Raw genomic sequence first — 24033 nt, 5'->3', positions numbered from 1 at the left:
CATGCCAACTCACCGTGGTCCGGCGCACTACCAGATCCAGATTTCATCGGAATCTCCCAGCTCAAGTGAAACGCTTCAGGAAAACCCGAGGGGACAGGCCGGTACGCGCAGCCGTAGTCTGTGGGTTCAGCAGATCATGCGGCGGTCGTGGCACGGGGGCTGCGGCGCTGCCGCCGGAGGCCCCTAAGCGAGAGTTCGCGCGTGATCACATTCGAATCTGTCACCAAACGCTATCCGGACGGGACGGTCGCGGTGGACGACCTCAGCCTGGAGGCGCCCACCGGCGAGATCACGGTGTTCGTCGGCCCGTCGGGCTGCGGGAAGACGACCTCACTGCGCATGATCAACCGGATGATCGACGCCACGCAGGGCCGGATCCTCCTCGACGGGGAGCCGGTGCAGGGCATCGACCCGCCGACGCTGCGGCGCGGCATCGGCTACGTCATCCAGCAGGCCGGCCTCTTCCCGCACCGGAAGATCCTCGACAACATCGCCACCGTCCCCTACCTGCTGGGCTGGGACCGGAAGAAGGCCCGCGCCACGGCCATGGACCTGCTGGAGCGCGTCGGGCTCGACCCCGCGCTGGCCGGCCGCTACCCGTTCCAGCTCTCCGGAGGCCAGCAGCAGCGCGTCGGCGTGGCCAGGGCGCTGGCCGCCGACCCGCCCGTGCTGCTCATGGACGAGCCGTTCAGCGCCGTCGACCCCATCGTCCGCACCAACCTGCAGGACGAGCTGCTGCGGCTGCAGAGCGAGCTGAACAAGACGATCGTGTTCGTCACGCACGACATCGACGAGGCCATCAAGCTCGGCGACCGGGTGGCGGTGCTGCGCGTGGGCGGCAGGCTGGCGCAGCTCGCCGACCCCAGGACGCTGCTGTCGGAGCCGGCCGACGACTTCGTGCGCGAGTTCCTCGGGCAGGACAGGGGGATCAGGCGGCTGCGCTTCGTCTCCACGGCGGGGCTGCGGCTGCGTACCGACCTGACCGTGCCCGAGGACTTCGCCGGCAGTACCTCCGAGCCGTGGCTGCTGGTCGTGGACGGCGACGGCCGGCCGGTGGGCTGGCGGCGCAGCGACCGGCCGGGCGAGCTGGAGCCTGCCGGCACCTACGAGCACGGCCGCGACAACATGCGCTCCGCCCTCGACGCGGCGCTGCTGTCGCCGTCCGGCTGCGCGGTGGCGGTGGACGAGCGGGGCAAGGCCGTCGGCGTGGCCACCAGGCAGGCGCTGGACGAGGCGCTGGCGGAGGCCGCGGATGGGTGACGGGCCCCCTTCCATCTGGGAGTGGATCGCGCGCAACTGGGACACCGGCCGGGCCGACAGCATCAGGAACCTGCTGACCGACCACCTCACGATGTCGCTGGTGCCGATCGTGCTCGCGCTGCTGTTCGCGCTCCCGCTCGGCCTGGCCTCCGTGCGCTGGCGCTGGCTCTACCAGCCCACGGCGGGGTTCATGAACGTCGTGTACGCGCTGCCGTCGCTGCCGGTCTTCATGCTGCTGATCTCGGTGACCGGGCTGTCGCAGACCACGGTGATCATCCCGCTGACCTTCTACGGCATGGCCGTGCTGATCCCGGCCGTGGTCGACGGGATCGACTCGGTGCCCGACCACGTGCGCCAGTCGGCCGTGGCGATGGGCTTCACGCCGCTGCGCCGCCTGCTGCGGGTCGAGCTGCCGATCGCGGCGCCGGTGGTGCTGGCGGGCATGCGGGTGGTCGCGGTCTCCAGCATCAGCCTGGTCAGCGTGGGGGCGCTGATCGGGCAGGGCGGGCTCGGCGGGCTGTTCACGCGGGCGTACCAGAACCCGTTCATGCCGCCGGTGATCGTCGGCATCGTGCTCATCATGCTGCTGGCGCTGATCGCCGACGGGCTGCTGGTGCTGACGCAGCGGCTGCTGACTCCTTGGGTGCGCGCGCGGAAGGGGCAGGCGTCGTGAACTGGCTGACCTCGTTCCTGAGCTGGCTGGGCGAGTTCTTCGGCAACGGCGAGAACTGGTCGGGCCCCGGCGGCATCCCCATGCGCCTGCTGGAGCACCTGGAGTTCTCGGCGCTGGCCCTGCTGCTGGCCGTGCTGATCGCCGTGCCGCTGGGCCTGGCGATCGGGCACACCGGGCGGGGCGAGCTGCTCGTCGTCGTGTCCGCGAACCTGGCCAGGGCGCTGCCCACGCTGGGCCTGCTGGTGATGTTCGTGCTGCTGCTGGGTACGGCCTCGATCTGGCCGGTGATCATCCCGCTGGTGCTGCTGTCGGTGCCGCCGATCCTGGTCAACACGTTCGAGGGGATCAAGGGGGTCGATCCCGAGCTGCGCGACGCCGCGTACGGGATGGGGCTGCGCGGCGGGCAGGTGCTCGGGCGGGTCCTGGTGCCGGTGGCGCTGCCGCTGATCCTGCTCGGCTGCCGGCTGTCGGCCATCCAGGTGGTGGCCACCACCACGGTCGCCGCCTACACCGGGCTCGGCGGCCTCGGGCGTTACGTGATCGACGGTTTCGCGACCAAGGATTACGCGAGCGTCGTCGGCGGTTCAGTACTGATTGTGCTGTTCGCGCTCGTGGTGCAGGTCCTGTTCGCGCTCGCCCAGAGGGTGACGGTCTCTCCTGGGGTGAGCCGGCGACTGAAGGTTCGATAGGTTCTCCTGTATTACCTCCCGCTTAGAAGGGAAAAGCAAAGATGAGACGCAAGTACGGCGTCGCCGGGGTGTTCCTCACGGCGATGCTCGCACTCGCCGCCTGCGGTGGCGGGGGCAGCACCGGGGGCAACCCGCTCGACACGACGAGCGCGGTCCCCACCGGCTCGGCTTCGGGCGCTGGGGGTAAGGCCGTCATCGGCTCCTTCGACTTCGACGAGAGCGTGCTGCTCGCCTCGATCTACGCCCAGGCGCTGGAGGCCAAGGGCGTGCAGGTGGAGGAGAAGCCCCGGATCGGCAGCCGCGAGGTCGTCTACGACCAGGTCAAGAGCGGCGGGCTGACGATCGTCCCCGAGTACAACGGCAACCTGCTCGCCTTCGTCGACCCGAAGGCCACCGCCGCGACCACCGACGAGGTCAACACGGCGCTGAAGGAGAAGCTGCCGGCCGAGCTGGAGGTGCTCGACTCCTCCCCGGCCGAGGACAAGGACAGCCTGTCCATCTCCAAGGACACCCAGACCAAGCAGTCGCTGAACTCGATGGAGGACCTCGCCAAGGTCTCCAAGGACATGGTCGTCGGCGGGCCGCCCGAGTTCAAGAAGCGGTGGGAGGCGCGGTTCAAGGAGGTCTACGGCCTGGAGTTCAAGGAGTGGAAGCCGACGGGGCCGACCACGTCCGACGCGATCAAGGACGGCACGATCCAGGTCGGCAACGTCTTCACCACCGACCCGAAGATGGCCGCCAACAACCTCGTGGCGCTGCAGGACCCCAAGAACATCTTCCCCGCCCAGAACGTGACCCCGCTGCTGCACAAGGCCTCGGCCAGCGACACGATCAGGACCACCCTGAACGGCATCTCGGCCAAGCTGACGACGGACTCGCTCCTGCAGATGATGCAGAAGATCTCCGTGAACAAGGACGAGCCCGCGGTCGTGGCCAAGGAGTGGCTGACCACCAACGGTCTCGGATGATCCCCGTGCTCCGGGCCCCCGCTCGCCGGGGGCCCGCGCGGGCGATCTCCGCGCCGTGGGCCCCTGGACGCCGGGGGACCGCGCAGTGAGCGAGCTGTTCACGGAGGCGATGGCGCAGCTCGCGGCTGGGGTGGCGGTCGTGACCGCGCGCGACGGGCGTGACGACCTCGGCACCACGGTGTCGGCGCTGATGTCCGTCTCGCTGGAGCCGCCGCTGGTGCTGGTGAGCCTGGCCGGCCGGGGCTACCTCACCGAGGTCCTGCTCCGGCAGGACCGCTGGGCGGCCTCCCTGCTGTCGTCGGGGCAGGCCGCGATCGCCAGCCGCTTCGCCACCGCCGGACGGCCCAGCGCGCGGCTGCTGGTGGCGGGCACCCCGCACCATCGGGGGGCGCTGACGGAGGCGCTCGTGATCGAGGGCGGGGTGGCCGCGATCGAGGCCGAGACCACCAAGGTGGTCCCGGCCGGCGATCACACGATCTTCATCGCCGCGGTGCTGGCGGTCGACTACGTCGACGCGGCCCTGCAGCCCCTGGTGCGGCTGCGCGGCCGCTACCGCTCGACGGCCGCCTCCTGACCGGAGGCGGGGCCCGGTCCGGCCGGACCCCGCGCACGGCTGCTCAGCGGGAGAAGATCGCGCTGTGCAGGTCGACCGGGTTGGCGGCGTCGTCGGTGGCGACGCCGTACACGGCCGTGAAGGTGCTGCCGGTCGAGACCAGCCCGGTGTAGTCGCCGAGCAGGCGCCCGACGCTGGTCACCGGGACCTTCCGCGTGTCGAACGGCCCCTCGACGTGCCGCTCGCGCCAGGACCCCGGCTTGGCGCAGTCGCTCGCGCACGTGACGGCCCACAGGTCGGTGGGCAGGGTGGCGGGGTCGGGCGTGTTGTTGCGGAAGTCGTAGTAGGTGATCGCCACGGTGCCCGTCCTGGACGCGGCCACGACCGGCACGGCGGCCGAGCCCGTCGGCGTCTTGTCCACGCGGATCGGGCTGGACCAGCTCTTCCCGCCGTCCGCCGACCGCGAGTAGGCCACGTGGAAGGTGCCGTCGGGGTCCTGGCTCGGCCAGACGGCGTTGACCACCCGCGTGCCCGGCTGGGCGGCCAGCAGCGGCAGGGCGGCGTTGCGGATCGGGTCGCCCGAGTTGTCGGGGTCGGGGATGCGCGGCCCCACCGCGAGCGGGGCCGGGACGTTCAGCGTCGGCGCCGACCAGGTCCTGCCGCCGTCGGTCGAGCGGATGACCTGGGTCGAGCCGTCGGTGATCGTCTCGTGGTGCATGACGATCAGCAGCGTCCCGTCCGGAAGAGCCACGAGCTGGGTGCCGATGACGCCGCTGTTGGCCGGTACGTCGTACACCTTGCTCGTGGTCCAGGTGCGCCCGTCGTCGGTCGACTTGGCCAGGTAGACCGGCTGGACCCAGTTCGGCGTCGTACTGGTGGACTGGTCGTCGATGCGGTCCCACACCGCGTAGACCACGCCCGGGCGGTACGGGTCCGCGGTCACCGACGGGCGGTCGTTGAAGAAGCGGGGGTTGTCGTCCCGCTGCAGGGTGACCGGCGCCTCCCAGGTCCGGCCGCCGTCACCGGAGCGGGACACCAGGATGGCGGTGACGTCGCCGGCGCGCGACATCGACAAGGACGCGGCCACGGCCGCGCCGGACGGGGTGACCGTGACCCAGTGGTCCGTCGCGACGTCGTAGTCCCCGCCGTCGCATCGGGAGAAGGCGGGCCGGTTCCCGGTCTGCCGCCAGGTCAGACCGTGGTCGTCCGACACGGCGACGCCCGTGCCGTTGCTGCCGTAGCGGTTCCAGCGGTCCTGCTGGAACACCGTGACGAGGCGTTCCGGGCGGTTCGGGTCCCGCGCCAGCATGGGCAGGACCTCGGTGTTCGGGTTGAGGGTGTAGCCGTCGGCAGGGGGAGGCCCGCAGTCGGCGGGCAGCGGGCTGGTACCCGAGACCGGCCGCACGATGGCGGGGCCGGGGGTTCCGGCGTCGTCCGCGGCGGCGGGTTGCGCGAGGGTGCAGGCCAGCAGGACGGCGGCTGCGGGTAAGAACGCCCTGGAGGGTCGGATCACGAGCCTTCCTTATCTTCGTCGTGTCCACGAAGACGTCGCCTGACTCCCGGCGGAACGCATCCTCCGGGAGCCAGGCGAACGACGCAGGAAGTTTACGGGCACAAGATCAGTTTCGTTCGCGAAATACACGGAAACCCTCAAGGCGGGCGGCTGACCTGTGCTTTCTCCGTGATCGCGAGCTGACCGGCTCCCCGAACCGTGCAGCCGTCACGCAGTCAGCGGATGGAGTACCAGCCGGGCAGGATCAGCGGCCCCACCGCGGGCAGGCCCAGCTCGGCCGACAGCCGCGCGAGCGGCCCCCAGGCGTCCACCCGGATCCTGGCCAGCGCCGCCGACCTGTCCTCGCTCGACTCCGGCCCGCGCAGCCGCTCCAGCGGGTTGAGCCTCGGGTACGTGCGCACCGGCGCGTCGTCGGCCAGGCCGGCCCGCTTCCTGGCCATGGCCAGCGCGTCCTCCAGCCCGCCCAGCTCGTCCACCAGCCCGCTCGCCCGGGCGTCGGCGCCCGTCCAGACCCGGCCGCGGGCCAGCTCGTGGGTGCGCTCGCGCGACAGGTCGCGGCTCTGGGCCACCTTGCCCACGAAGTCGTCGTAGATGCGGTCGAGCCAGGCGTTGATGCGCGCCCACTGCTCGGGCGAGAAGCCGCGGGAGGTGGAGAACATGCCGGCGTTGGCGCCCTCGGCCACCATCTCCGAGGTGATGCCGGCCTTCTCCAGCAGCTCGGAGAAGACGGGCTTGCCGCCGTACACGCCGATCGAGCCGGTCAGCGTGCCGGGCTGGGCCACGATCACGTCGGCCGCCATCGAGATGAAGTAGCCGCCGGAGGCCGCCAGGTCGCCCATGGACACGATCACCGGCTTGACCTTGCGCGTCAGCGTCACCTCGCGCCAGACCGTGTCGCTGGCCACGTACGAGCCGCCGGGGCTGTCCACCCGGAACACGACCGCCTTGACGTGGTCGTCGCGTCTGGCCGCGCGCAGCGCCGCGCTGATCGTGTCGGAGCCCATCGCGCCGCCACCGCCGAGCGGGCTGCGGCCGCTGCGGCCGGTCCTGATCATGCCGGTGGCGTGCACGAGCGCGATCGCGTCGGCCATCGGGTGCGACAGCTTGCGCACGGCCGCGCCCCTGGCGTAGCGGGAGACGTACAGCAGGTGCGCGTCGTCGCCCGCGGCCCGCTTGAGCTCGTCGTACACCTCGTCCCGGTAGGCCAGCCCGTCGACCAGCCCGGCCTCCTGCGCCTCGGCGGCGGTGAACGGGCCGCGGTCGATCAGCTCCCGCACCTTGCCCGGGTCCAGGCGGCGGCCGTCGGCGATGCCCGCGACGAGGCTCTCGGTGACCGACTCGACGATGCGCGCCATGGACTCGCGGTGCGGATCGGTCATGTGGTCCTGGGTGAAGGTGTTGGGCGCGGTCTTGTACTCGTGCCGCTGCCCGGCCTCGAACCCGACGCCCAGCTTGCCCAGCGCCCCCTTGACGAAGCGCTGCTCCAGCGCCACCCCGGTCAGGCCGACGTCGCCGCTGGGCTGCAGGTAGAGCCGCTCGAAGGCGGTGGCCAGGTAGTACGGCACGGTGCCGCCGCCGAACTCCCCGAACGTCTCGGAGAAGGCGACGGTCAGCTTGCCCGACGCGCGGAAGTGGATCACCGCCTGGCGCAGCTCCTGCACCATGGCCAGGCCCAGCGGCTGCCCGCCGATCTTCACGACCAGCGCCTTGACCCTCGGGTCCTGCCTGGCCCGCTTGAGCCCGGACAGGACGTCGGCCAGGCGCGTCTTGCGCATGGACAGCACCGCGGCGAGCGGATCCGCCGGCGGGCCCTCGGTGAGGCCTTCGGTGAGATCGAGCTCCAGGATCAGCGGGGCCGTGCGCCGCTGACGAAGCCTGTCGACGGTTTCGAAGATCGCCTTGCCTGCGTCCATAGAAGCCACCCTAAGCGACACATTCCGAAATGGGCTGGGGCGTTGCTCCCTCCGAGCGTAGAGGTGCCGCGCGCGTCCGTGTCACACCCGGACGACGACCTTCCCCGGGGCGTTCCCCTCCTCCTGGTACCGGATCGCCGCCCGCAGCTCCGCGAAGTCGTACACGCGGTCCACGACCGGGGTGAGCCGGCCGTCCTCGACGAGATCCGCCAGCTCCTCCAGGTTCCGCCGGTTCCCCCTGGCGCTGAGCACGTCCGTCAGGACGGCCTTCTGCGAGACGAACGCCGACGCGGCGAGGGTCGCGAAGACGTGGCCGGCGGGCTGCAGCCAGCGGCTGGCCGCGCCGCCGATCAGGACGCAGACGCCCTTGCGCGCCAGCACCCTGCGGCACTCCGAGAACGAGCGGTTGCCCGCGATGTACAGCAGCACGTCGTAGACCTGCCCGCCGCGGGTGAAGTCCTCCTTCGTGCGGTCGACGACCTCGTCCGCGCCGAGCGAGCGAACCAGGTCCAGGTTGCGCGTGCTGCACACGCCCGTGACGTGCGCCCCGTACGCCTTGGCGAGCTGCACCGCGAACGTGCCCACGCCGCCCGAGGCCCCGTTGACCAGGACCCGCTGCCCCGGCCGCACCTTGCCCTGGTCGCGCAGGGCCAGCAGGGCGGTGCCCGCGGCCAGCGGCACGGCCGCCGCCTCCTCGAACGACAGCTTCGCGGGCTTCGGCGCGAGCTCGGTCTCCGGCACGCACACGTACTCGGCGAAGCCGCCGCCCTTGGCGGTCATCGCGAACACCTCGTCGCCCGGCTGGAACCGCGTGACGCCCGGCCCGACCGCCTCCACCTCCCCGGCCACGTCCGCGCCCAGGATGGTGATCCTCGGCCGGCGCAGCCCCAGAGGGCCGGGCATGAGCCGGGAGATGAACGGCTCGCCGCGCATGAGGTGCCAGTCCGCGGGCTGGACGGAGGCGGCGCGCACCCGTACCAGGACCTCGCCCGGGCCGGGGGCGGGCTGGGCGACGTGCTTGAGCTCCAGGGCGTCGGGGGAGCCGTACGAGGTGAGAACGTAGGCCTTCATCGGGATCTCCTTCCGGTGGGGTCGATGGGCCTCAGTGTGGGCGCGACCTGCGGGAAGGCTCAACGGTCGAAAGTACGAGCTGTTGACCGGCCGATCGGCTCATCCAGGTCCGGCCGTCAGGGCGATGAGCCGGGGCGGCCCCGGCGGCCACCATCGGGGCATGCCCAACGACCTCGCTGCCCGCAGGACGGGCTGGCTCGTGCCGGCCGGACTGATCGCCCTCAGCTTCGTCCCCGTGCTCGCGGGCGGCGTCCGCCTCACCGAGCTGGCCGCCGGAGCCGAGATCACGCAGGCCAACGCCCGCTTCTTCGCCTCTCCCGCGCCGATCGTGGCGCACATCGTGGCCGTGTCCGTCTACAGCGCGGTGGGCGCGTTCCAGTTCGCGCCCCGGTTCCGGCGGCGCAGGCGCGGGTGGCATCGGGCCGCCGGGCGGGCGCTGGTCGGGTTCGGGCTGGTGGCGGCGGTGTCGGGGTTGTGGATGACGGCGTTCGCCGAGCTGCCGCCCGGTGATGACGGGCTGCTGACCGTGTTCCGGGGGGTGGCGGGGACGGTCATGCTCGGCTCCCTCGTGCTCGGCTTCGCCGCCATCCGGCGCGGGGACGTGCGCCGGCACCGCGCCTGGATGATGCGCGCGTACGCCATCGGCGCCGGCGCCGGCACCCAGGCCGTGACGCAGGCGGTGTGGATCGCGGCCGCGGGCGAGCCGGACCACCTCACCCGGGCGCTGCTCCTGGCCGCGGGCTGGGCGATCAACGCCGCCGTGGCCGAGGCGATCATCCGCCGGCGGGGGTGGCGGGTCAGCGCTGCCTGACGCGGTTCGTCTCGTACGCCCACATGGCGATCTCCACCCTGTTGCGGACGCCGAGCTTGGTCATCAGGCTCGCCACATGGCTCTTCACCGTGCTCAGCGAGATGTGCAGCTCGCCGGCGATCTCGCTGTTGGTCCGCCCGCGGGCCACGGTGAGCAGGATCTCCTCCTCCCGCTCGGTGAGCGGCTCGATCGGCTGCACCCGGGGCTGGGCGGGGCCGGTGCCGGCGAACGCGGACAGCAGGCGGGCCGTGATGCTCGGCGCGATGAGCGCGTCGCCGCCCGCCGCGGCCCGGACCGCCTGGGCGAGCAGGGCGGGGCCCGCGTCCTTGAGCAGGAACCCGCGGGCGCCCGCCCTGAGCGCCGCGTAGACGTACTCGTCGAGGTCGAACGTGGTGATCACGACGACGGCCATCGGGTCCGCCACGTCGGGCCCGGCCAGGGCGCGGGTGGCCTCGATGCCGTCGCAGCGGGGCATGCGGATGTCGAACAGGCACACGTCGGGCCGCAGCCGCCGCGCCAGCTCGACGGCGCGGTGCCCGTCGGCCGCCTCGGCGACGACCTCGATGCCGGGCTGGGCGTCGAGGATCATCCGCAGGCCGGTACGGGCGATCTCCTGGTCGTCGGCGACGATCACCTGGATGGGGCCGTCCCGGCCTGGCGCGCCCGCGTTCCGGCCTGTTTCGCCCGCGTTGTGGCCCGGTGTGCTCGGGTGCTCCGCCGGCCCTGTGGTCATGTGGAGGCTCCCGTTCGAGGCAGTTCGGCGGTCACGGTCCAGCCGCGACCGGGGTTGGGCCCGGCTTCGCAGGTGCCGCCGAGCAGGCCGGCGCGTTCGATCATGCCGAGCAGCCCGTACCCGGGCGAGGCGACGGGACGGCCCGCGGTGCTGTCGCCGTCGTCGCTCACGCGCAGGCGCACGGACGTGTCGTCGGCGGCCACGCGGACCTCGATCCGGGTGGCGTGCCGGGCGTGCCGCCGGGCGTTGGTGACCGACTCCTGGGCGATCCGGTAGATCGCGGACCCGACGGAGGCGGGCACGCCGTCGAGGTCGCCGTCGATCCGTACGTCCACGGCGGGGCCGACGCGACCCCGTCCGGCGAGTTGCCGGAGGTCGGCGAGGTCCGGGTTGGGCGCCAGCTCCGGCATCGCCGGCCCCCGGTCGCGGCGCAGGACGCGGACCATGGTGCGCATCTCGGCGAGCGTGCGGGACGCCTCGGCCTCGATCACCCGCAGCGCGTCGACGGCGGCGCCGGGATCGGAGGCGGCGGTCGCGATGCCCGCCTGGGCCCTGATCGCCATCGCCGAGACGTGATGGGCGACGGTGTCGTGCAGGTCGCGGGCCAGTTGCTCGCGTTCGAGCAGCTTGACCTGGTCGAGCTCGCGCATCCTGGCCCTGGCCCGGTAGCGGAAGGTGCCGCCCAGCGCGATCCCCGCGAACACGACGGCGTACGCGCCGGCGACGTCGGCCGCCTTGATGTGCCCGGTCACCACGGAGGCCGACACGGCGACGCTGATCAGCAGCAGCCCCGCGGTGATCTCCCGGCCCGACCCCCAGCGGGACAACGCGTAGAGGAGGATCACGATGTAGGCCGACGAGGACATCTCGGCCGGGTCGGCGCCCGCGAGGATCTGGACCAGCGTCGAGGCCACGACGGGGATCGCCATGGCGAGCAGCGGCCGGGTACGGCGCCATAACAGCGTGGGCACCATCACGATGGGGAAGATCACCGAGATGGGCCGCCACTGGAGGTCGGTCCGCAGCGTGCCTTCCAGCACGGCGGCCACGGCGAGCAGGCCCACGAGCGCCCAGTCACGCCACACCCGGCGCGGCGCCTGGGGCGGACGGGGCTCGTCCCACCACGAGCGGAGAAGGCCCTGCACGCAATCATGGTACGAGAGCGGGGGCCGGTCCGGATCGGTCCGGAAGGGGAGTTCGCGGCTCAGGCGCGGGTGAGCATGCCGCCCAGGGCACTGATCGCCGCGGCGAGTGCCGCGTCCGCCTGCCCGGCCTCCTCCAGCGCGCTCCTCAGCGTCTCCTCGTAGGTGTGGCTCGCCTCGGCGTACCGGGCGCGGCCGGCCTCGGTGATGACCGTGTAGACGCCGCGCTTGTCGTCCGGGCACAGGTCCCGGTACGTGAACTCGGCCGCGTTGAGCCGCGCCACCAGGCGGGTCACCGAGCTCTGGTTGAGCCCGAGCTTGTCGGCCAGTTCCTGCATGCGCAGCTCGCCGGTGGGGGAGGCGGCCAGGTGGACGAGGGCGCGGTACTCCGACAGCCCGATGCCGTGGCGCCGCTGGAGCGTGGTGCCGAGCCTGCTCTCCACGCGGGCGTGCAGGAGCAGGACGTGGTTCCACGTCGTGGCGACGTCCGGGACAGGCGGTGCGGCGGTCATGGGCTGCCTCCAAGGCGCTGTGGCGTTCGATCACGAGAACCCGCTTGACAAGAAGATACATGTACATACATCCTCTTGCTTGCCCTAACTACTTGCAGATACATGCAAATTCCCGAGGAGTCTCCGATGGCATGGATCTACCTGCTCATCGCGGCGGTGTTCGAAGTCGTCTTCGCGCTGGCCACCAACGCCACCGAGGGGTTCACCCAGCTCTGGCCGTCCCTGCTCACCGCGGGTGCGGCGGCCGGTGGGATCTTCTTCCTGAGCCTGGCACTGAAGACCCTGGACGTCGGCGTCGGCTACACCGTCTGGACCGGCATCGGCTCGGTCGGCACCGTCGTGCTCGGTTCCGTGATTTTCGACGAGGAGATCACCGTGTGGAAGGCGCTGGCCTTCGTCCTGATCATCGGCGGCGTGCTCGGGCTCAAGCTCGCCGACCGCCTGTCCTCGACCCGTCCCTCCGCCACCGCCTGACCCAGAGGAACATCATCATGGCCTGGATCTACCTCTCCATCGCGATCGTCTTCGAGATCGGCTTCGCGCTCGGCACCAACGCCACCAAGGGCTTCACCCGGCTCTGGCCGTCGGTCTTCACCCTGCTGTCGGCCGCCGGCGGCATCTTCACCCTCAGCCTGGCGCTGAAGACCCTGGACGTCAGCGTCGGCTACACCGTCTGGACGGGCGTCGGCTCCATCGGCACGGTCGTGCTCGGCGCCCTCATCTACAAGGAGAAGATCACACCCGCCAAGCTCGGCTCGTTCGCCGCGATCATCGGAGGCGTCGTCCTCCTCAAGATCGCGGCGGGCGTCTGAGCAGGGGGCGCCGGCGCCGCCGGTTCTCCGGACAGGCGGAAGGGGCCGGGTGGCCCGGCCCCTTCGGTGGATCGTGGTCAGACGCCGGGATTGGCGGGCGCCTGGGTGCCCGAGGTGGCGCGTTCCATGTCGATCCGCGACTTGATCACGGCCGTTCCCGACGAGTCGAACTGGACGGGCGTGCCGGTGTCCTGCAACCGTTGCAGGCTCTGCGCCACCGTGAACTCAGGGAACCGCTGCCGCATCAGCGCGAACGCGCCCGCCACGTGCGGCGCGGACATCGAGGTCCCGGCCTTCACCCCGTACGTGTCGTCCGGCACCGCGGAGTTGACGGCCACGCCCGGCGCGAACAGGTCGAGCAGGTTGCCGCGGTTGGTGAACGTCGCCAGCGTGTCGGCGTCGTCCGTGGCGCCGGTCGTGATGGCCGTGGAGATGCAGGCGGGCGAGGCGACGGCATTCGGCAGGCCGGCGTTGCCCGCCGCCACCACCGGGGCCACCCCCAGGCTCACCAGCGCGTCGAACTCGGGCTTGACCGCCGCGGCGGTCGTGTCCGTGTCGCAGGCCTCGGTATACCCGCGGGCGCTGCCCAGGCTCATGTTCACCGCCGCGATGTTGAACGTCCTGACCACCCGCGCCACGTACTCCAGGGCCAGCTTCTGGTCCGAGGTGTAGCTGAGGAAGCAGGGCGCGGTGGAGCCGCCGATCGCGCAGGTCAGCGGGTTGTCGATGCGGCTGAACACCTGGATCGGGAGCACGCGGGCCTCGGGCGCGACGCCGTTGCCCGGCGCGCCCGTGACCATCTTGCCCGCCGCGATGCCCGCCACGTGCGTGCCGTGCGAGCAGGCGTTCTGGCCGTTGACCGTGCACTGCGGGATCTCGACGTTGGCCGCGCCGGGGCCCGTCTGGCTGGGCTGGTTGTTCGGGCAGAGCGAGACGGCGCCGTCCCTCCCGCTGGAGGAGGAGAAGCACGCCTCGTCCGCGACCCGGCCGGTGAAGAACGGGTGGTCGCTGTCGATCCCCGTGTCGACCACGGCGATCGTGGTGCCCGTGCCGTTGAAGCCGGCCGCGTTCGCCTGGACCGAGCGGATCGTGGCGGTGCTGGTGTCGAGCAGGGGCATGCTCAGCTCGTCCTTGTAGACGGACTGGACGCGCGAATCCTGCTTGAGCTTCTCCAGCGTCGCGCCGTCGAGCTCGGCGACGAAGAAGTTGGGCGACTCCGCCGCCTCCAGGACGCGGCTGCCCTCCGAGGCCTGCTCGATGTCGGCGGCCACGGCCTCGACGCTCTGGCCGGGCTTGAGCTGGATGATGGAGCGTACTGCGCTCTTCTCCTGGATCTCCGAGACGAGCGCTGGGCTGATGATCGGATCACCAGTATCGGTGGTGTCGGCTTGGAGAGCCGGACCGGCGCAGAGGGCGCCGGACGTCATGGCCAGCGTTGTCACGCCGACCAGCAGAGACCGTAGCCTCACTTCTTCCTCCCGGAGGCTGGAGCCGTGAAGCTTTTGCGGCTCCCGGCTGCGTACAGCCGCTTACATCCCCACCTGCAACAACTGTGATGTCAGTGACGTATGTAACCCGAATAAACGTTGGAGGCTATTTTGCTTTTATGCGACACAAGGGAAAAGGCCGGTCTGAAGTGACCGGCCTTAATCGGAAATGCTGTTATTTAACGGTTTTGAGGATGTTACTGGTGGCCTTCTTCAGCGCCGCCACGGACGGCTTGCTGCTGAGCCTGACCTTTTCGGCGGCGGCCAGCGCCGTCGTGCCGTTCGTGCCGTGCGCCCAGTTCAGCCAGGCCGTCAGCAGCGCGCCGTCCAGCTTGGCCTTGCGGGTCTTCGGGCTCTTCAGCACGCGGTACGCCTTGCCCAGCGACGAGGCCTTCGTCAGCTCGGGGAACACCTTGCTCGACTTGCCGATCAGCTTCAGGTAGCAGGACAGCGTCTCGTCCGGGATCGTGCCGCTGGCCCGGTGCAGTTCCACGGCCCACTGCGGGGTCGTCAGCCTCTGCGCGGCGGTGCCTCGCGTGCAGACCGCGGCAGGCGGCTTCGCCGTCTCGGTCACGGTCACCGTGACCGTCACCGTCGGCAGCGGGACCGGGGTGGAGGACGCCGAGGGCGCCGGCTCCGCCGGGTCGTCGGGTGCGGGGGTGGGGCCGCTGCTGTCGCTGGGGTCGGGCTCGGGCGCGGGGTCGTCCGCCACCGGGGACGGGCTCTGGGTGACGGGCGGCTGCACGGCCGCGCCGGTCAGGGCCGCCGCGAGGTCCAGGCGCGGGGTGGTGACCTGGGCGCCGGCCACGTCGTACACGTACGGCCTGCCGGTCGCCTTCAGCGTGTCGATCAGCTCCGACATCGGCTTGTCCGGCGAGGCCGCCCTCATCAGCGCCAGCGCGCCGGTCACCTGCGGGGTCGCCATCGAGGTGCCGCTGTAGGCGATCGTGGTGTTGTCGGGCACCGCCGACTCGACGTCCACGCCCGGCGCGAACAGGTCGAGCAGGCTGCCCCGGTTGGACCACTCCGCGATGGCGTCGGCGTTGTCGTTCGCGCCCACGGCCACCGCCGTGGAGACGCAGGCGGGATGGGCCGTGCCCTCGTAGTACTCGTTGCCCGCGGCCACCACGGTCGCGATGTCCTTGGTCAGCAGCGCGTCGAACTTCTCCTTGAAGATCGCGCCTTCCTCGGTGGCATCGCAGCTCGTGTCGTACAGCATGCCGCCGAGGCTCATGTTCACCGCCGCGATTGGCTGGTTCAGGGTCGCCACGTAGTCGAGGGCCTGGCGCAGCGACGACTCGTACGCCACCAGGCACGCCGGCTCGCCGCAGCTGTCCTCGTCGTTGAGCCGGCTGAACACCTGCACCGCCACGATGCCCGCGCCCGGCGCCACGCCTCCGGTGCCGGCCGCGATGCCCGCGACGTGCGAGCCGTGGTCGCACAGGTTCACGCCGTCGAGCAGGCAGTTGGCGGTCATCGCGTCCGCCGCGTTCCCGTCCGTCTGCTGGTTCAGGCCGTTCGGGCAGAGCGAGACGACCCCGCTGTCCTCCGTGGCGGAGAAGCACGCCTGGGCCACGATCCGGCCCTGGAACCACGGGTGGTCGACGTCGATGCCGGTGTCGAGCACGGCCACCACCTGGCCGGCCCCGGCGTGGCCCGCGGCGTGCACCTTGTCGGCGCCGATCAGGGACAGGCTCGGGGCGACCTCGGCCGGCGTGTACGTCCGGTCGCGGTGGATGGAGGAGACCCGCGGGTCCTCGGCGAGCTTGGCCAGCTCCTCCGCCGTCCCCTCCACGACCATGAACGACTGGCTCTGCGGCTGCAGCACCACGTCCACGCTCTCGGCCGCGGCCTGGGTGGCCACGGGCGCGGTCTCGGCGGGGCCGGTCAGCTCGACGATGGCGCGCTCGGTGCCGCCGTCCACGCCTAAGCCGTCCTCGACCTTGCTCTCCGGGTCGGCGGGATCCTCCGCGGGAGGGGTCTCCTCCGCTGGGGGCTGTTCCGTCGGGGTCTGCGTCTGCGTCACGCCCGGCGCCGGGGTCGGTGCCGGGTCCTCCGCGTAGGCGGGGCCTGACAGCGGCAGCAGGGCCAGGGCGATCGTGCTGACGATCAGGGGGCGGAATCGCACGCGTCCTCCGAGGGGGATGATCTCGGAGTTTAGGGCGATTTGCCCCAGAGGCACAGGCCTCCGGGCGGTTTCTCACCGAACTTTCAGCGGGTGCACCTCAATCGTTCAGCCGGTTCCCCTCGTGCGTGAGCCACACCGCGCCCAGCGGCGGCACACGCAGCGTCGTGGAGTACGGCAGCCCGTGCCACGGCTCCTCCTCCGCCTCGACCGCCCCGAGGTTGCCCACGCCGCTGCCCCAGTAGTGGTAGGCGTCGGTGTTGACGGCCTCCGTCCACTGGCCGGCGTACGGGAGCCCGAGCCGGTAGTTCTCGTGCGGCCCGCCGCTGAAGTTCACCACGCACGCCACCGCCGACCCGTCATTGGCGTAGCGGACGAACGAGAGCGTGTTCCCCGAGGCGTCGTCGGCGTCGATCCACCGGAAACCCTCGGGCCTGGCATCCTGCTCCCACAGCGCCGGGGTGTCGCGGTAGATCCGGTTCAGGTCGCGGACCAGCCGCTGCACGCCCTGGTGCCCGTCGAACTCCAGCACCCACCAGTCCAGCCCGCGGCTCTCCGACCACTCGGAGCCCTGGCCGAACTCGCCGCCCATGAACAGCAACTGCTTGCCCGGATGCGCCCACATGAACGCCAGCAGCGCCCGCAACTGCGCGAACCGCTGCCACTCGTCGCCCGGCATCTTGCCCAGCAGCGAGCCCTTGCCGTGCACGACCTCGTCGTGGGACAGCGGCAGCACGTAGTTCTCGGAGTAGGCGTACAGCAGCGAGAACGTCATCTCGTGGTGGTGGTACTGGCGGAAGACGGGCTCGTGCTGCAGGTACTTGAGCGTGTCGTGCATCCAGCCCATGTTCCACTTGAACCCGAACCCGAGGCCGCCCAGATGCACCGGCCGCGAGACCCCGGGCCAGGCCGTCGACTCCTCGGCCACGGTCGTGATGCCGGGCGCCTCCCGGTAGCAGACCGAGTTCATCTCCTTGAGGAACTCGACCGCGTCGAGGTTCTCCCTGCCGCCGTACACGTTGGGCGTCCACTCGCCCTCGCGCCGCGAGTAGTCGAGGTAGAGCATCGAGGCCACCGCGTCCACCCGCAGGCCGTCGATGTGGAACTCCTTCAGCCAGAACAGGGCGTTGGCCACCAGGAAGTTCTTCACCTCCCTGCGGCCGAAGTCGAACACGTAGGTGCCCCAGTCGGGATGCTCGCCCCTGGCCGGGTCGGCGTGCTCGTACAGCGGGGTGCCGTCGAAGCGGGCCAGCGCCCAGTCGTCCATCGGGAAGTGCGCCGGCACCCAGTCGAGCAGCACGCCGATGCCGCGCTGGTGCATGCGGTCCACGAAGTGGCGGAACTCGTCGGGCGTGCCGAACCGCGCCGTCGGCGCGTAGTAGGAGGTCACCTGGTAGCCCCACGACCCGCCGAACGGGTGCTCGGCCACCGGCAGCAGCTCCACGTGGGTGAAGCCCAGGTCCGCGGCGTACTCGGAGAGCTGGTCGGCCAGCTCCACGTACGACAGCCCCGGCCGCCACGAGCCCAGGTGCACCTCGTAGATGCTCATCGGCCGGCTCTGCGCCTGCCGCCCGCGCCGGTCGACCATCCAGGCGTCGTCCTGCCAGCTGTAGTTGGACTTGTCGATCACCGAGGCCGTCATCGGCGGCACCTCGGTCCGCCTGGCCATCGGGTCGGCCTTGTCACGCCACACCCCGTCGGCGCCCAGGACCTGGTACTTGTACCGCTGGCCCGCCCCCAGCCCCGGCACGAACAGCTCCCACACCCCCGACCGGCCCAGCGACCGCATCGGGTAGGCGACGCCGTCCCAGTGGTTGAAGTCGCCGACGACCCTGATCCCACGCGCGTTCGGCGCCCAGACGGCGAACGCCGTGCCCTGGACGTCCTCGTGCTCCATCACGCGCGCGCCGAGCACCTCCCACAGCCGCTCGTGCCGCCCCTCGCCGATGAGGTGCAGGTCCACCTCACCGAGCGTGGGCCAGTGCCGGTACGGGTCGCGCACCTCGTACGCCTCCGCGCCGGCGTACTTGACGCTCAGCGTGTACGACGGCACCTTGTCCAGCCCGGGCACCGTCACCTCGAACACCCCGTGGGCCTGGTGCTTCATGTCGTGGGCAGAGCCGTCCTCCAGCACCACCCGCACGCGTTCGGCCAGCGGTCGCAACGCGCGGAACACCACCCCGCCGGTCACGGGGTGTGCTCCCAGCACGGAGTGGGGGTCGTGGTGCGCACCGCCCGCGAGGCGGTCGAGCTCTGTCCTCATCGGCATGCTCCCAACACTGCCCTAAGATGACCGTCCATCCCAGGCACTGCCCGCTTTCACCGCGACAATCACCGGATGTGCAAAATCCCGGGTTTATCACAAGAAGATGCCGAGGTGGTCTAGCGATCCTTTTCCTGCCCTTGGCACTGACGGGCGCCGATCCCAGCCGTCCGTGCCGGCAGCCGCCCGGCCTCCTCGTGCCGCGCACCGCCAGAGGGGTGGGCCATGAGGGACTGTCGGGATTGATCGAGGAGCTCTAGCCCGAGCGGGGGCGGAAGGCGGCGAGCGGGATCGAGATCCAGGAGGGCCGGTTGCGGGCCTCGTACACGACCTCGTAGACCGCCTTCGACAGCTCGAACGCCCGCAGCAGTGCCGCGTCCGCCGGGGAGATGACGCCGCCGCCCTCGGTGTAGCCGTCGAGGAAGGCGGCCCGGTTGCGGTCGGCCCACTCCTGGGCCCGGGGCTCCAGCTCCTCCGCCTGGGCGTGGCCGGCCAGCAGGTGCCTGGCCGCGTAGTCGAACGAGCGCAGCATGCCCGCCACGTCCCGCAGCGGCGAGTACAGCGCCCGCCGTTCGGCCAGCGGCTGGCCCGGCTCGCCCTCGAAGTCGAGGATGACCCAGTCCCTCGGCGTCCGCATCACCTGCCCGAGGTGGTAGTCGCCGTGAACGCGTTGCACAGGCACCTCGCTGGTGAGCAGCTCGACCTGGTGGTAGGCGTCCTCAATGGCTCTCACATGCTGGCGCAGCTCGGGCACCTCGGCCACGGCCCGCCCCAGCCGGCGCCTCAGACCCTCGGCCATGCGCTTGACCTCGTGGATCTCCACGACGCCTGTGGGGAACGCCGCCGCCAGCTCGTGGTGCACGCGGGCGGTGGCGCTGCCCAGCCGCACCGCCTCGGCCGCGAAGTCCCCGCCCGCCTCGGCCGCCGGCAGCTCGGGCAGCGAGGCGTACAGGTCGCGCACGCTGGCCAGCGCGAGGTCCCAGCCGTCGTTGGCGGGCGTCAGGAACTCCTGCATGATGGCGAGCGTGGTGTTGGTGCCGTCGAGATCGGTCTCGATCCATCCGTACGGCTGCGCGATGTGCGGCGCACGGCGGCCGGCCAGCGCGGTGATGATCTCCAGCTCGGGGTTCACGCCGGGGATGAGCCGGCGGAAGAGCTTGCAGATGTAGGAATCCCCGTACACCAGCGAGGTGTTCGACTGCTCGGCGCCGAGGACGAGGCTGCGCGGGGTGGTGTCGATGGTGACGCCGGGCACGTGCCGCATGCGCAGGCCGCTGCGGGTCTCGTCGCGGGCCATGCCGTCGAGCAGCCAGCTCGTGCGCTCGGAGTCGTGCAGGGCGTCGTAGAGGTAGCTGTCGCCGACGGTGCCGATGAGGGCGTGGGAGAGCCGGTCGGGCAGCTCGTCCCGCTCGCCCAGCAGGATCTGGTAGCGATCCCGCGAGCCCTCCTGCCAGACGGCGACGATCAGGTGTCTCAGCCCGGGCGTCAGCTCGACGTCCGAGTCGATCGACAGTTCGTCGATCGGGCGCCCCTTGCCGCCGAACCAACGTTGACGGCTGATCCATGCGGCAAGGAGCTCGTCATGCACGGCTTACTCCTCCTGGGTGAAGGCCGGCGGGAGTGTGAACCAATAGAACCCATGCCCGGGAAGCGTCAAAAGATACGGAAGTTCGCCAATTGCCGGAAATGGTACGCCTCCCATGGTTTCCACGGGGGAGACGCCGACGAACCTGCGCAGGTCGAGCTCGACCGGTTGCGGGAAGCGTGACAGGTTGTTCACGCAGAGCATCCGGTCGTCACCCAGCTCCCTGACGAAGGCGAGCACGCTGGGGTTGGAGGAGTTCAGCTCCGCGTAACCGCCCAGCCCGAAGACCGGGTGCCGCTTGCGGATCTCGATCATGCGCCGCGTCCAGTGCAGCAGCGAGCCGGCGTTCTTCTGCTGGGCCTCGACGTTGATCGCCTGGTACCCGTAGATCGGATCCATGATCACCGGCAGGTAGAGGCGGCCGGGGTCGCAGTCGGAGAAGCCGGCGTTGCGGTCGGGGTCCCACTGCATGGGGGTGCGCACGCCGTCACGGTCGCCGAGCCAGATGTTGTCGCCCATGCCGATCTCGTCGCCGTAGTAGAGCACGGGGGAGCCGGGCAGCGACAGGAGCAGGGCGGTGAAGAGCTCGATCTGGTTGCGGTCGTTCTCCAGCAGGGGCGCCAGGCGGCGGCGGATGCCGACGTTGGCCCGCATGCGGGGGTCCTTGGCGTACTCGGTGTACATGTAGTCGCGTTCCTCGTCCGTGACCATCTCGAGCGTCAGCTCGTCGTGGTTGCGCAGGAAGATGCCCCACTGGCAGTGCTCGGGGATCTTCGGCGTCTGGGCGAGGATCTCGGAGATGGGGTAGCGCGACTCCCGGCGCACGGCCATGAAGATGCGCGGCATCAGCGGGAAGTGGAAGGCCATGTGGCACTCGTCGCCGCCGCCGACCGGGTCGCCGAAGTACTCCACGACGTCCGAGGGCCACTGGTTCGCCTCGGCCAGCAGCACCCGGTCGGGGAAGAGCCGGTCCACCTCGGTCCTGATCCGCTTGAGGTACTCGTGCGTCCTCGGCAGGTTCTCGCAGTTGGTGCCCTCCTCCTCGAAGAGGTACGGCACCGCGTCCAGCCGGAACCCGTCGATGCCGAGGTCCAGCCAGAACCGCAGCACCTCCAGCATCGCCTCCTGCACGTCCGGGTTCTCGTAGTTGAGGTCCGGCTGGTGGTGGAAGAAGCGGTGCCAGTAGTACTGGCCGCGGACCGGGTCGTAGGTCCAGTTGGACGTCTCGGTGTCGATGAAGATGATCCGGGCGTCCTGGTACTTCTCATCGGTGTCCGACCACACGTAGAAGTCGCCGAACGGGCCCTCCGGGTCGTGCCGGGAGGCCTGGAACCACGGGTGGGCGTCGCTGGTGTGGTTCATGACGAGGTCGGCGATGACGCGCATGCCGCGCTTGTGCGCCTCGTCGACCAGCTTCACGAAGTCCCCGAGATCGCCGAACTCGGGCAGGATCTTCATGAAGTCCGCGATGTCGTAGCCGCCGTCACGCAGCGGCGACTCGTACAGCGGCAGCAGCCAGAGACAGTCGACGCCCAGCCATTGCAGGTAGTCGAGCTTGCTGATGAGCCCTCTGACGTCGCCTGTCCCGTCGCCGTTGGAGTCGGCGAACCCGCGGATCAGGACCTCGTAGAAAACCGCGCGCTTGTACCAGTAGGGGTCGCGCGGCTTTTCCTCGTCAAAGGTGTTGGGAATGGGTGTGGAGCTCATGAGCCGCCCCGCAGGAGGCTCATGAGGGAGGCGCTAACACACACGTTGAAGACTCCCCGCTGAATTCAGTATCTACCGTGGCGCGGCTCGTACGGTGAGAATGTGGGCAGGCTGGATGTGGGGGTCGAGGCGCACGTAGTTGCTCTGCCGCCATCGGTACGACTCGCCCGACAGCTCGTCGTCGACGACGAACTCGGCGTTCCAGTCGAGGCCGAGGGCGGGCAGGTCAAGGTCGACCGTCGCCTCGTGGGTATGGTGCGGATCAAGGTTGATGACCGCCAGAACGACGTCGCCCAGCCCGTGCCTTCGTGTGGCCGTGTCATAGGCGCCCGGGAGTCGTTTGGAGAAGCAGACGATGTCCGCCTGGTCGACCCTGTGGAACCGTAGATTACGCAATTCCTGAAGCGCCGGATGCGCTCTTCGGAACAAATTCAGATGCGTGATGAAGGGAGCCAGGCTCCACCCTTCACGCTCAGCCGCAGCCCAGTCGCGCGGTTTGTATTGATATTTCTCGCTATCCAGATATTCCTCGCTACCCGGGCGTACTGGGACATTCTCCCCGAGCTCGTACCCCGAGTAGACGCCCCAGGTGGGCGAGGCGAGGGCCGCCAGGACGGCCCTGATCTTGAACGCGGGCACGCCGCCGTGCTGCAGGTACTCGTGCAGGATGTCCGGCGTGTTCACGAACAGGTTCGGCCGCAGATAGCAGGAGGTCTCGTGGGCGAGCTCCGTCAGATATGTCTCCACATCGTGTTTGGAGTTCTTCCAGGTGTAGTACGTGTATGACTGGTGGAAGCCGGCCTTGGCCAGCGCACGCATCATCGCCGGCCTGGTGAACGCCTCCGACAGGAAGATCACGTCGGGGTCGGTGCGGTGGATGTCGGCCAGCAGCCGCTCCCAGAAGGCCACCGGCTTGGTGTGCGGGTTGTCCACCCTGAAGATGCGCACCCCGTGGTCCATCCAGTGCCGCAGCACCCGCCTGACCTCGGTGTAGACGCCCTCCGGGTCCTTGTCGAAGTTGATCGGGTAGATGTCCTGGTACTTCTTCGGCGGGTTCTCGGCGTACGCGATCGACCCGTCGGCCCTGATCGTGAACCACTCGGGGTGCTCCTTGACCCACGGGTGGTCGGGGGAGCACTGCAGGGCGAAGTCGAGGGCGATCTCCATGCCGAGCTCCCTGGCCCGGCCGACGAACTCGTCGAAGTCCTCGATCGTCCCCAGATCGGGGTGGACCGCGTCGTGGCCGCCGTCCTCCGAGCCGATCGCCCACGGCGAGCCCGGCTCGTCGGGCTCGGGGCTGAGCGTGTTGTTGCGGCCCTTGCGGAACGTGGTGCCGATCGGGTGGATGGGCGGCAGGTAGACGACGTCGAAGCCCATCTTGGCGATGGCGGGCAGCCGTTTCGCGGCTGTCTGGAAATTTCCGGACTTGGAGATGCCGAGCTCGTTGACCACCGCGCCTTCCGAGCGGGGGAAGAACTCGTACCAGGAGCCGTAGAGCGCCCTGCGCCGGTCCACCCTGACCTTGTGGGACTTCGACCTGGTCACCAGCTCCCGGAACGGGTGCGCCTCCAGCAGCGCCGCCGTCTCGGGGAGCTGGGCGATCGAGAGCCTGGCCCGGGGGTCGAGGTCCTGGTCGCGCAGCGTGGCCGAGATCGACAGCAGTGCCGCGCGGTGGCCGCAGGCGCTGTCGCCGTTGCCGTTCTGCCTGCGCCCGCCGTTCTGCTTGGACGCGCCGTTCGCGCCCGTCGCGCCGTTGGGGCAGTCGGCGGCGCGCACGGCCTTGGCGGCCCGCTCGAACAGCCGCGCGCCTTCCTCGCACATGAGATCGACGTCCATGCCGCGCGGGATTTTGATCTCGGCGTCATGCAGCCAGGTGCTGATCGGGTCGCTCCACGCCTCCACGCGGAACAGCCAGTCACCCTCGGTGGGCAGGCTCACGTCCACGCCCCACCGGTCGGTGCCGGGGGCGAGCTCGCGCATGGGTTTCAGGCGGCCTCGCTGGCCGTCGGGCGCGGTGAGCACCACGCCCGAGGCCACGGCGTCGTGGCCCTCCCTGAAAACGGTCGCCGAGACCTGGAAGGTCTCGCCGGCGACCGCCTTGGCGGGCCACTGCCCGCAGTCGACGACGGGGGAGATGTCCGTGATGGGAATTCGTCCGATCATCGCATTCGAGAGTTTGCGGCGGCACTCCCGGTGCCGCCGGAGGCTTCCCTGGC

20 protein-coding genes are annotated in these 24033 nt (G+C 70.5%); 8 read left to right on the top strand and 12 right to left on the bottom strand.

From position 1 onward, the window contains the following. Positions 1-201 precede the first annotated feature (201 nt). The 5 genes from ACBJ32_RS28885 (at position 202) to ACBJ32_RS28865 (ending at position 4164) form a co-directional block, all read left to right on the top strand. The gene (locus ACBJ32_RS28885) at positions 202-1260 is read left to right on the top strand and encodes an ABC transporter ATP-binding protein (protein WP_375129354.1); all 1059 of its coding nucleotides are present in this window, start codon (positions 202-204) and stop codon (positions 1258-1260) included. Then, positions 1253-1933 (top strand): ABC transporter permease, encoded by a 681-nt coding sequence (locus ACBJ32_RS28880; protein WP_375129353.1) that lies wholly within the window; start codon positions 1253-1255, stop codon positions 1931-1933. Before ACBJ32_RS28885 ends, ACBJ32_RS28880 begins: the two co-directional genes overlap by 8 nt. Continuing rightward, entirely contained in the window at positions 1930-2622 is a 693-nt protein-coding gene (locus tag ACBJ32_RS28875; RefSeq protein ID WP_357871953.1) for an ABC transporter permease, read from the top strand. Before ACBJ32_RS28880 ends, ACBJ32_RS28875 begins: the two co-directional genes overlap by 4 nt. 41 nt (positions 2623-2663) lie before the next feature. Then, positions 2664-3590 carry an ABC transporter substrate-binding protein gene (locus ACBJ32_RS28870; protein WP_375129352.1) on the top strand — a complete coding sequence of 309 codons (927 nt, stop codon included), beginning with the start codon at positions 2664-2666 and terminating at the stop codon, positions 3588-3590. Positions 3591-3675: 85 nt separating this feature from the next. Further along, entirely contained in the window at positions 3676-4164 is a 489-nt protein-coding gene (locus ACBJ32_RS28865) for a flavin reductase family protein (RefSeq protein WP_357871957.1), read from the top strand. A 43-nt stretch (positions 4165-4207) separates the two neighbouring features. Here the strand turns inward: ACBJ32_RS28865 and ACBJ32_RS28860 are convergent, their stop codons facing one another. The 3 genes from ACBJ32_RS28860 to ACBJ32_RS28850 all read right to left on the bottom strand — a co-directional run bounded on the left by ACBJ32_RS28860 (position 4208) and on the right by ACBJ32_RS28850 (position 8640). Next, entirely contained in the window at positions 4208-5656 is a 1449-nt protein-coding gene (locus ACBJ32_RS28860; RefSeq protein ID WP_375129351.1) for a sialidase family protein, read from the bottom strand. Between the two features lie 215 nt (positions 5657-5871). Continuing rightward, positions 5872-7569 carry a signal peptide peptidase SppA gene (sppA, locus tag ACBJ32_RS28855; protein ID WP_375129350.1) on the bottom strand — a complete coding sequence of 566 codons (1698 nt, stop codon included), beginning with the start codon at positions 7567-7569 and terminating at the stop codon, positions 5872-5874. Between the two features lie 81 nt (positions 7570-7650). Further along, positions 7651-8640, bottom strand: coding sequence for an NAD(P)-dependent alcohol dehydrogenase (locus ACBJ32_RS28850; protein WP_375129349.1), 990 nt, complete (start codon positions 8638-8640; stop codon positions 7651-7653). A gap of 160 nt (positions 8641-8800) precedes the next feature. On the opposite strand from ACBJ32_RS28850, the gene ACBJ32_RS28845 reads away from it, so the two are divergent. Next, positions 8801-9451, top strand: a complete 651-nt coding sequence (locus tag ACBJ32_RS28845; protein WP_375129348.1) for a DUF2306 domain-containing protein — start codon at positions 8801-8803, stop codon at positions 9449-9451. Here the strand turns inward: ACBJ32_RS28845 and ACBJ32_RS28840 are convergent. The 3 genes from ACBJ32_RS28840 to ACBJ32_RS28830 all read right to left on the bottom strand — a co-directional run bounded on the left by ACBJ32_RS28840 (position 9438) and on the right by ACBJ32_RS28830 (position 11838). After that, positions 9438-10085, bottom strand: coding sequence for a response regulator transcription factor (locus tag ACBJ32_RS28840; protein ID WP_357873050.1), 648 nt, complete (start codon positions 10083-10085; stop codon positions 9438-9440). The genes ACBJ32_RS28845 and ACBJ32_RS28840 overlap by 14 nt on opposite strands. Positions 10086-10180: 95 nt before the next feature. Beyond that, positions 10181-11329, bottom strand: a complete 1149-nt coding sequence (locus tag ACBJ32_RS28835) for a sensor histidine kinase (RefSeq protein WP_375129347.1) — start codon at positions 11327-11329, stop codon at positions 10181-10183. 59 nt (positions 11330-11388) lie between these two features. Then, on the bottom strand, positions 11389-11838 hold the full coding sequence (locus ACBJ32_RS28830) for a MarR family winged helix-turn-helix transcriptional regulator (protein ID WP_375129346.1): 450 nt from the start codon (positions 11836-11838) through the stop codon (positions 11389-11391). A 126-nt stretch (positions 11839-11964) separates the two neighbouring features. Here ACBJ32_RS28830 and ACBJ32_RS28825 point away from each other — a divergent pair, with 126 nt between their 5' ends. Then, the gene (locus tag ACBJ32_RS28825; protein WP_375129345.1) at positions 11965-12312 is read left to right on the top strand and encodes a DMT family transporter; all 348 of its coding nucleotides are present in this window, start codon (positions 11965-11967) and stop codon (positions 12310-12312) included. Positions 12313-12329: 17 nt separating this feature from the next. Then, positions 12330-12650 carry a DMT family transporter gene (locus tag ACBJ32_RS28820; RefSeq protein WP_375129344.1) on the top strand — a complete coding sequence of 107 codons (321 nt, stop codon included), beginning with the start codon at positions 12330-12332 and terminating at the stop codon, positions 12648-12650. A 77-nt stretch (positions 12651-12727) separates the two neighbouring features. Here the strand turns inward: ACBJ32_RS28820 and ACBJ32_RS28815 are convergent, their stop codons facing one another. The 6 genes from ACBJ32_RS28815 to ACBJ32_RS28790 all read right to left on the bottom strand — a co-directional run bounded on the left by ACBJ32_RS28815 (position 12728) and on the right by ACBJ32_RS28790 (position 23980). Further along, entirely contained in the window at positions 12728-14119 is a 1392-nt protein-coding gene (locus tag ACBJ32_RS28815) for a S8 family serine peptidase (protein ID WP_375129343.1), read from the bottom strand. 193 nt (positions 14120-14312) lie between these two features. Next, a complete protein-coding gene (locus ACBJ32_RS28810; protein WP_375129342.1) occupies positions 14313-16265 on the bottom strand; it encodes a S8 family serine peptidase in 1953 nt (650 codons plus the stop codon). 97 nt (positions 16266-16362) lie between these two features. Then, a complete protein-coding gene (glgB, locus tag ACBJ32_RS28805; protein ID WP_375129341.1) occupies positions 16363-18525 on the bottom strand; it encodes a 1,4-alpha-glucan branching protein GlgB in 2163 nt (720 codons plus the stop codon). Between the two features lie 256 nt (positions 18526-18781). Next, complete coding sequence (locus tag ACBJ32_RS28800) at positions 18782-20113, bottom strand: aminoglycoside phosphotransferase (RefSeq protein ID WP_375129339.1); 1332 nt, start codon at positions 20111-20113, stop codon at positions 18782-18784. Between the two features lie 3 nt (positions 20114-20116). Next, the gene (treS, locus tag ACBJ32_RS28795) at positions 20117-21817 is read right to left on the bottom strand and encodes a maltose alpha-D-glucosyltransferase (protein ID WP_375129338.1); all 1701 of its coding nucleotides are present in this window, start codon (positions 21815-21817) and stop codon (positions 20117-20119) included. Between the two features lie 72 nt (positions 21818-21889). Then, positions 21890-23980: an alpha-1,4-glucan--maltose-1-phosphate maltosyltransferase gene (locus tag ACBJ32_RS28790; RefSeq protein ID WP_375129337.1), complete on the bottom strand. Its 2091-nt coding sequence runs from the start codon at positions 23978-23980 to the stop codon at positions 21890-21892. Positions 23981-24033: the final 53 nt, after the last annotated feature.

The organism is Nonomuraea sp. GTA35 (assembly GCF_041950525.1).
In the GTDB taxonomy this organism is placed as follows: Bacteria; Actinomycetota; Actinomycetes; order Streptosporangiales; family Streptosporangiaceae; genus Nonomuraea.
This window is presented reverse-complemented; position numbering and strand designations above follow the sequence as displayed.

Bases quoted from the DNA above. Each gene is read 5' to 3' on its own strand.
- ACBJ32_RS28880 (WP_375129353.1), top strand. From the start codon at position 1,253: ATGGGTGACGGGCCCCCTTCCATCTGGGAGTGGATCGCGCGCAACTGG.
- ACBJ32_RS28870 (WP_375129352.1), top strand. From the start codon at position 2,664: ATGAGACGCAAGTACGGCGTCGCCGGGGTGTTCCTCACGGCGATGCTC.
- sppA (WP_375129350.1), bottom strand. From the start codon at position 7,569: ATGGACGCAGGCAAGGCGATCTTCGAAACCGTCGACAGGCTTCGTCAG.
- ACBJ32_RS28850 (WP_375129349.1), bottom strand. From the start codon at position 8,640: ATGAAGGCCTACGTTCTCACCTCGTACGGCTCCCCCGACGCCCTGGAG.
- ACBJ32_RS28845 (WP_375129348.1), top strand. From the start codon at position 8,801: ATGCCCAACGACCTCGCTGCCCGCAGGACGGGCTGGCTCGTGCCGGCC.
- ACBJ32_RS28830 (WP_375129346.1), bottom strand. From the start codon at position 11,838: ATGACCGCCGCACCGCCTGTCCCGGACGTCGCCACGACGTGGAACCAC.
- ACBJ32_RS28825 (WP_375129345.1), top strand. From the start codon at position 11,965: ATGGCATGGATCTACCTGCTCATCGCGGCGGTGTTCGAAGTCGTCTTC.
- ACBJ32_RS28820 (WP_375129344.1), top strand. From the start codon at position 12,330: ATGGCCTGGATCTACCTCTCCATCGCGATCGTCTTCGAGATCGGCTTC.
- glgB (WP_375129341.1), bottom strand. From the start codon at position 18,525: ATGAGGACAGAGCTCGACCGCCTCGCGGGCGGTGCGCACCACGACCCC.
- treS (WP_375129338.1), bottom strand. From the start codon at position 21,817: ATGAGCTCCACACCCATTCCCAACACCTTTGACGAGGAAAAGCCGCGC.
- ACBJ32_RS28790 (WP_375129337.1), bottom strand. From the start codon at position 23,980: ATGATCGGACGAATTCCCATCACGGACATCTCCCCCGTCGTCGACTGC.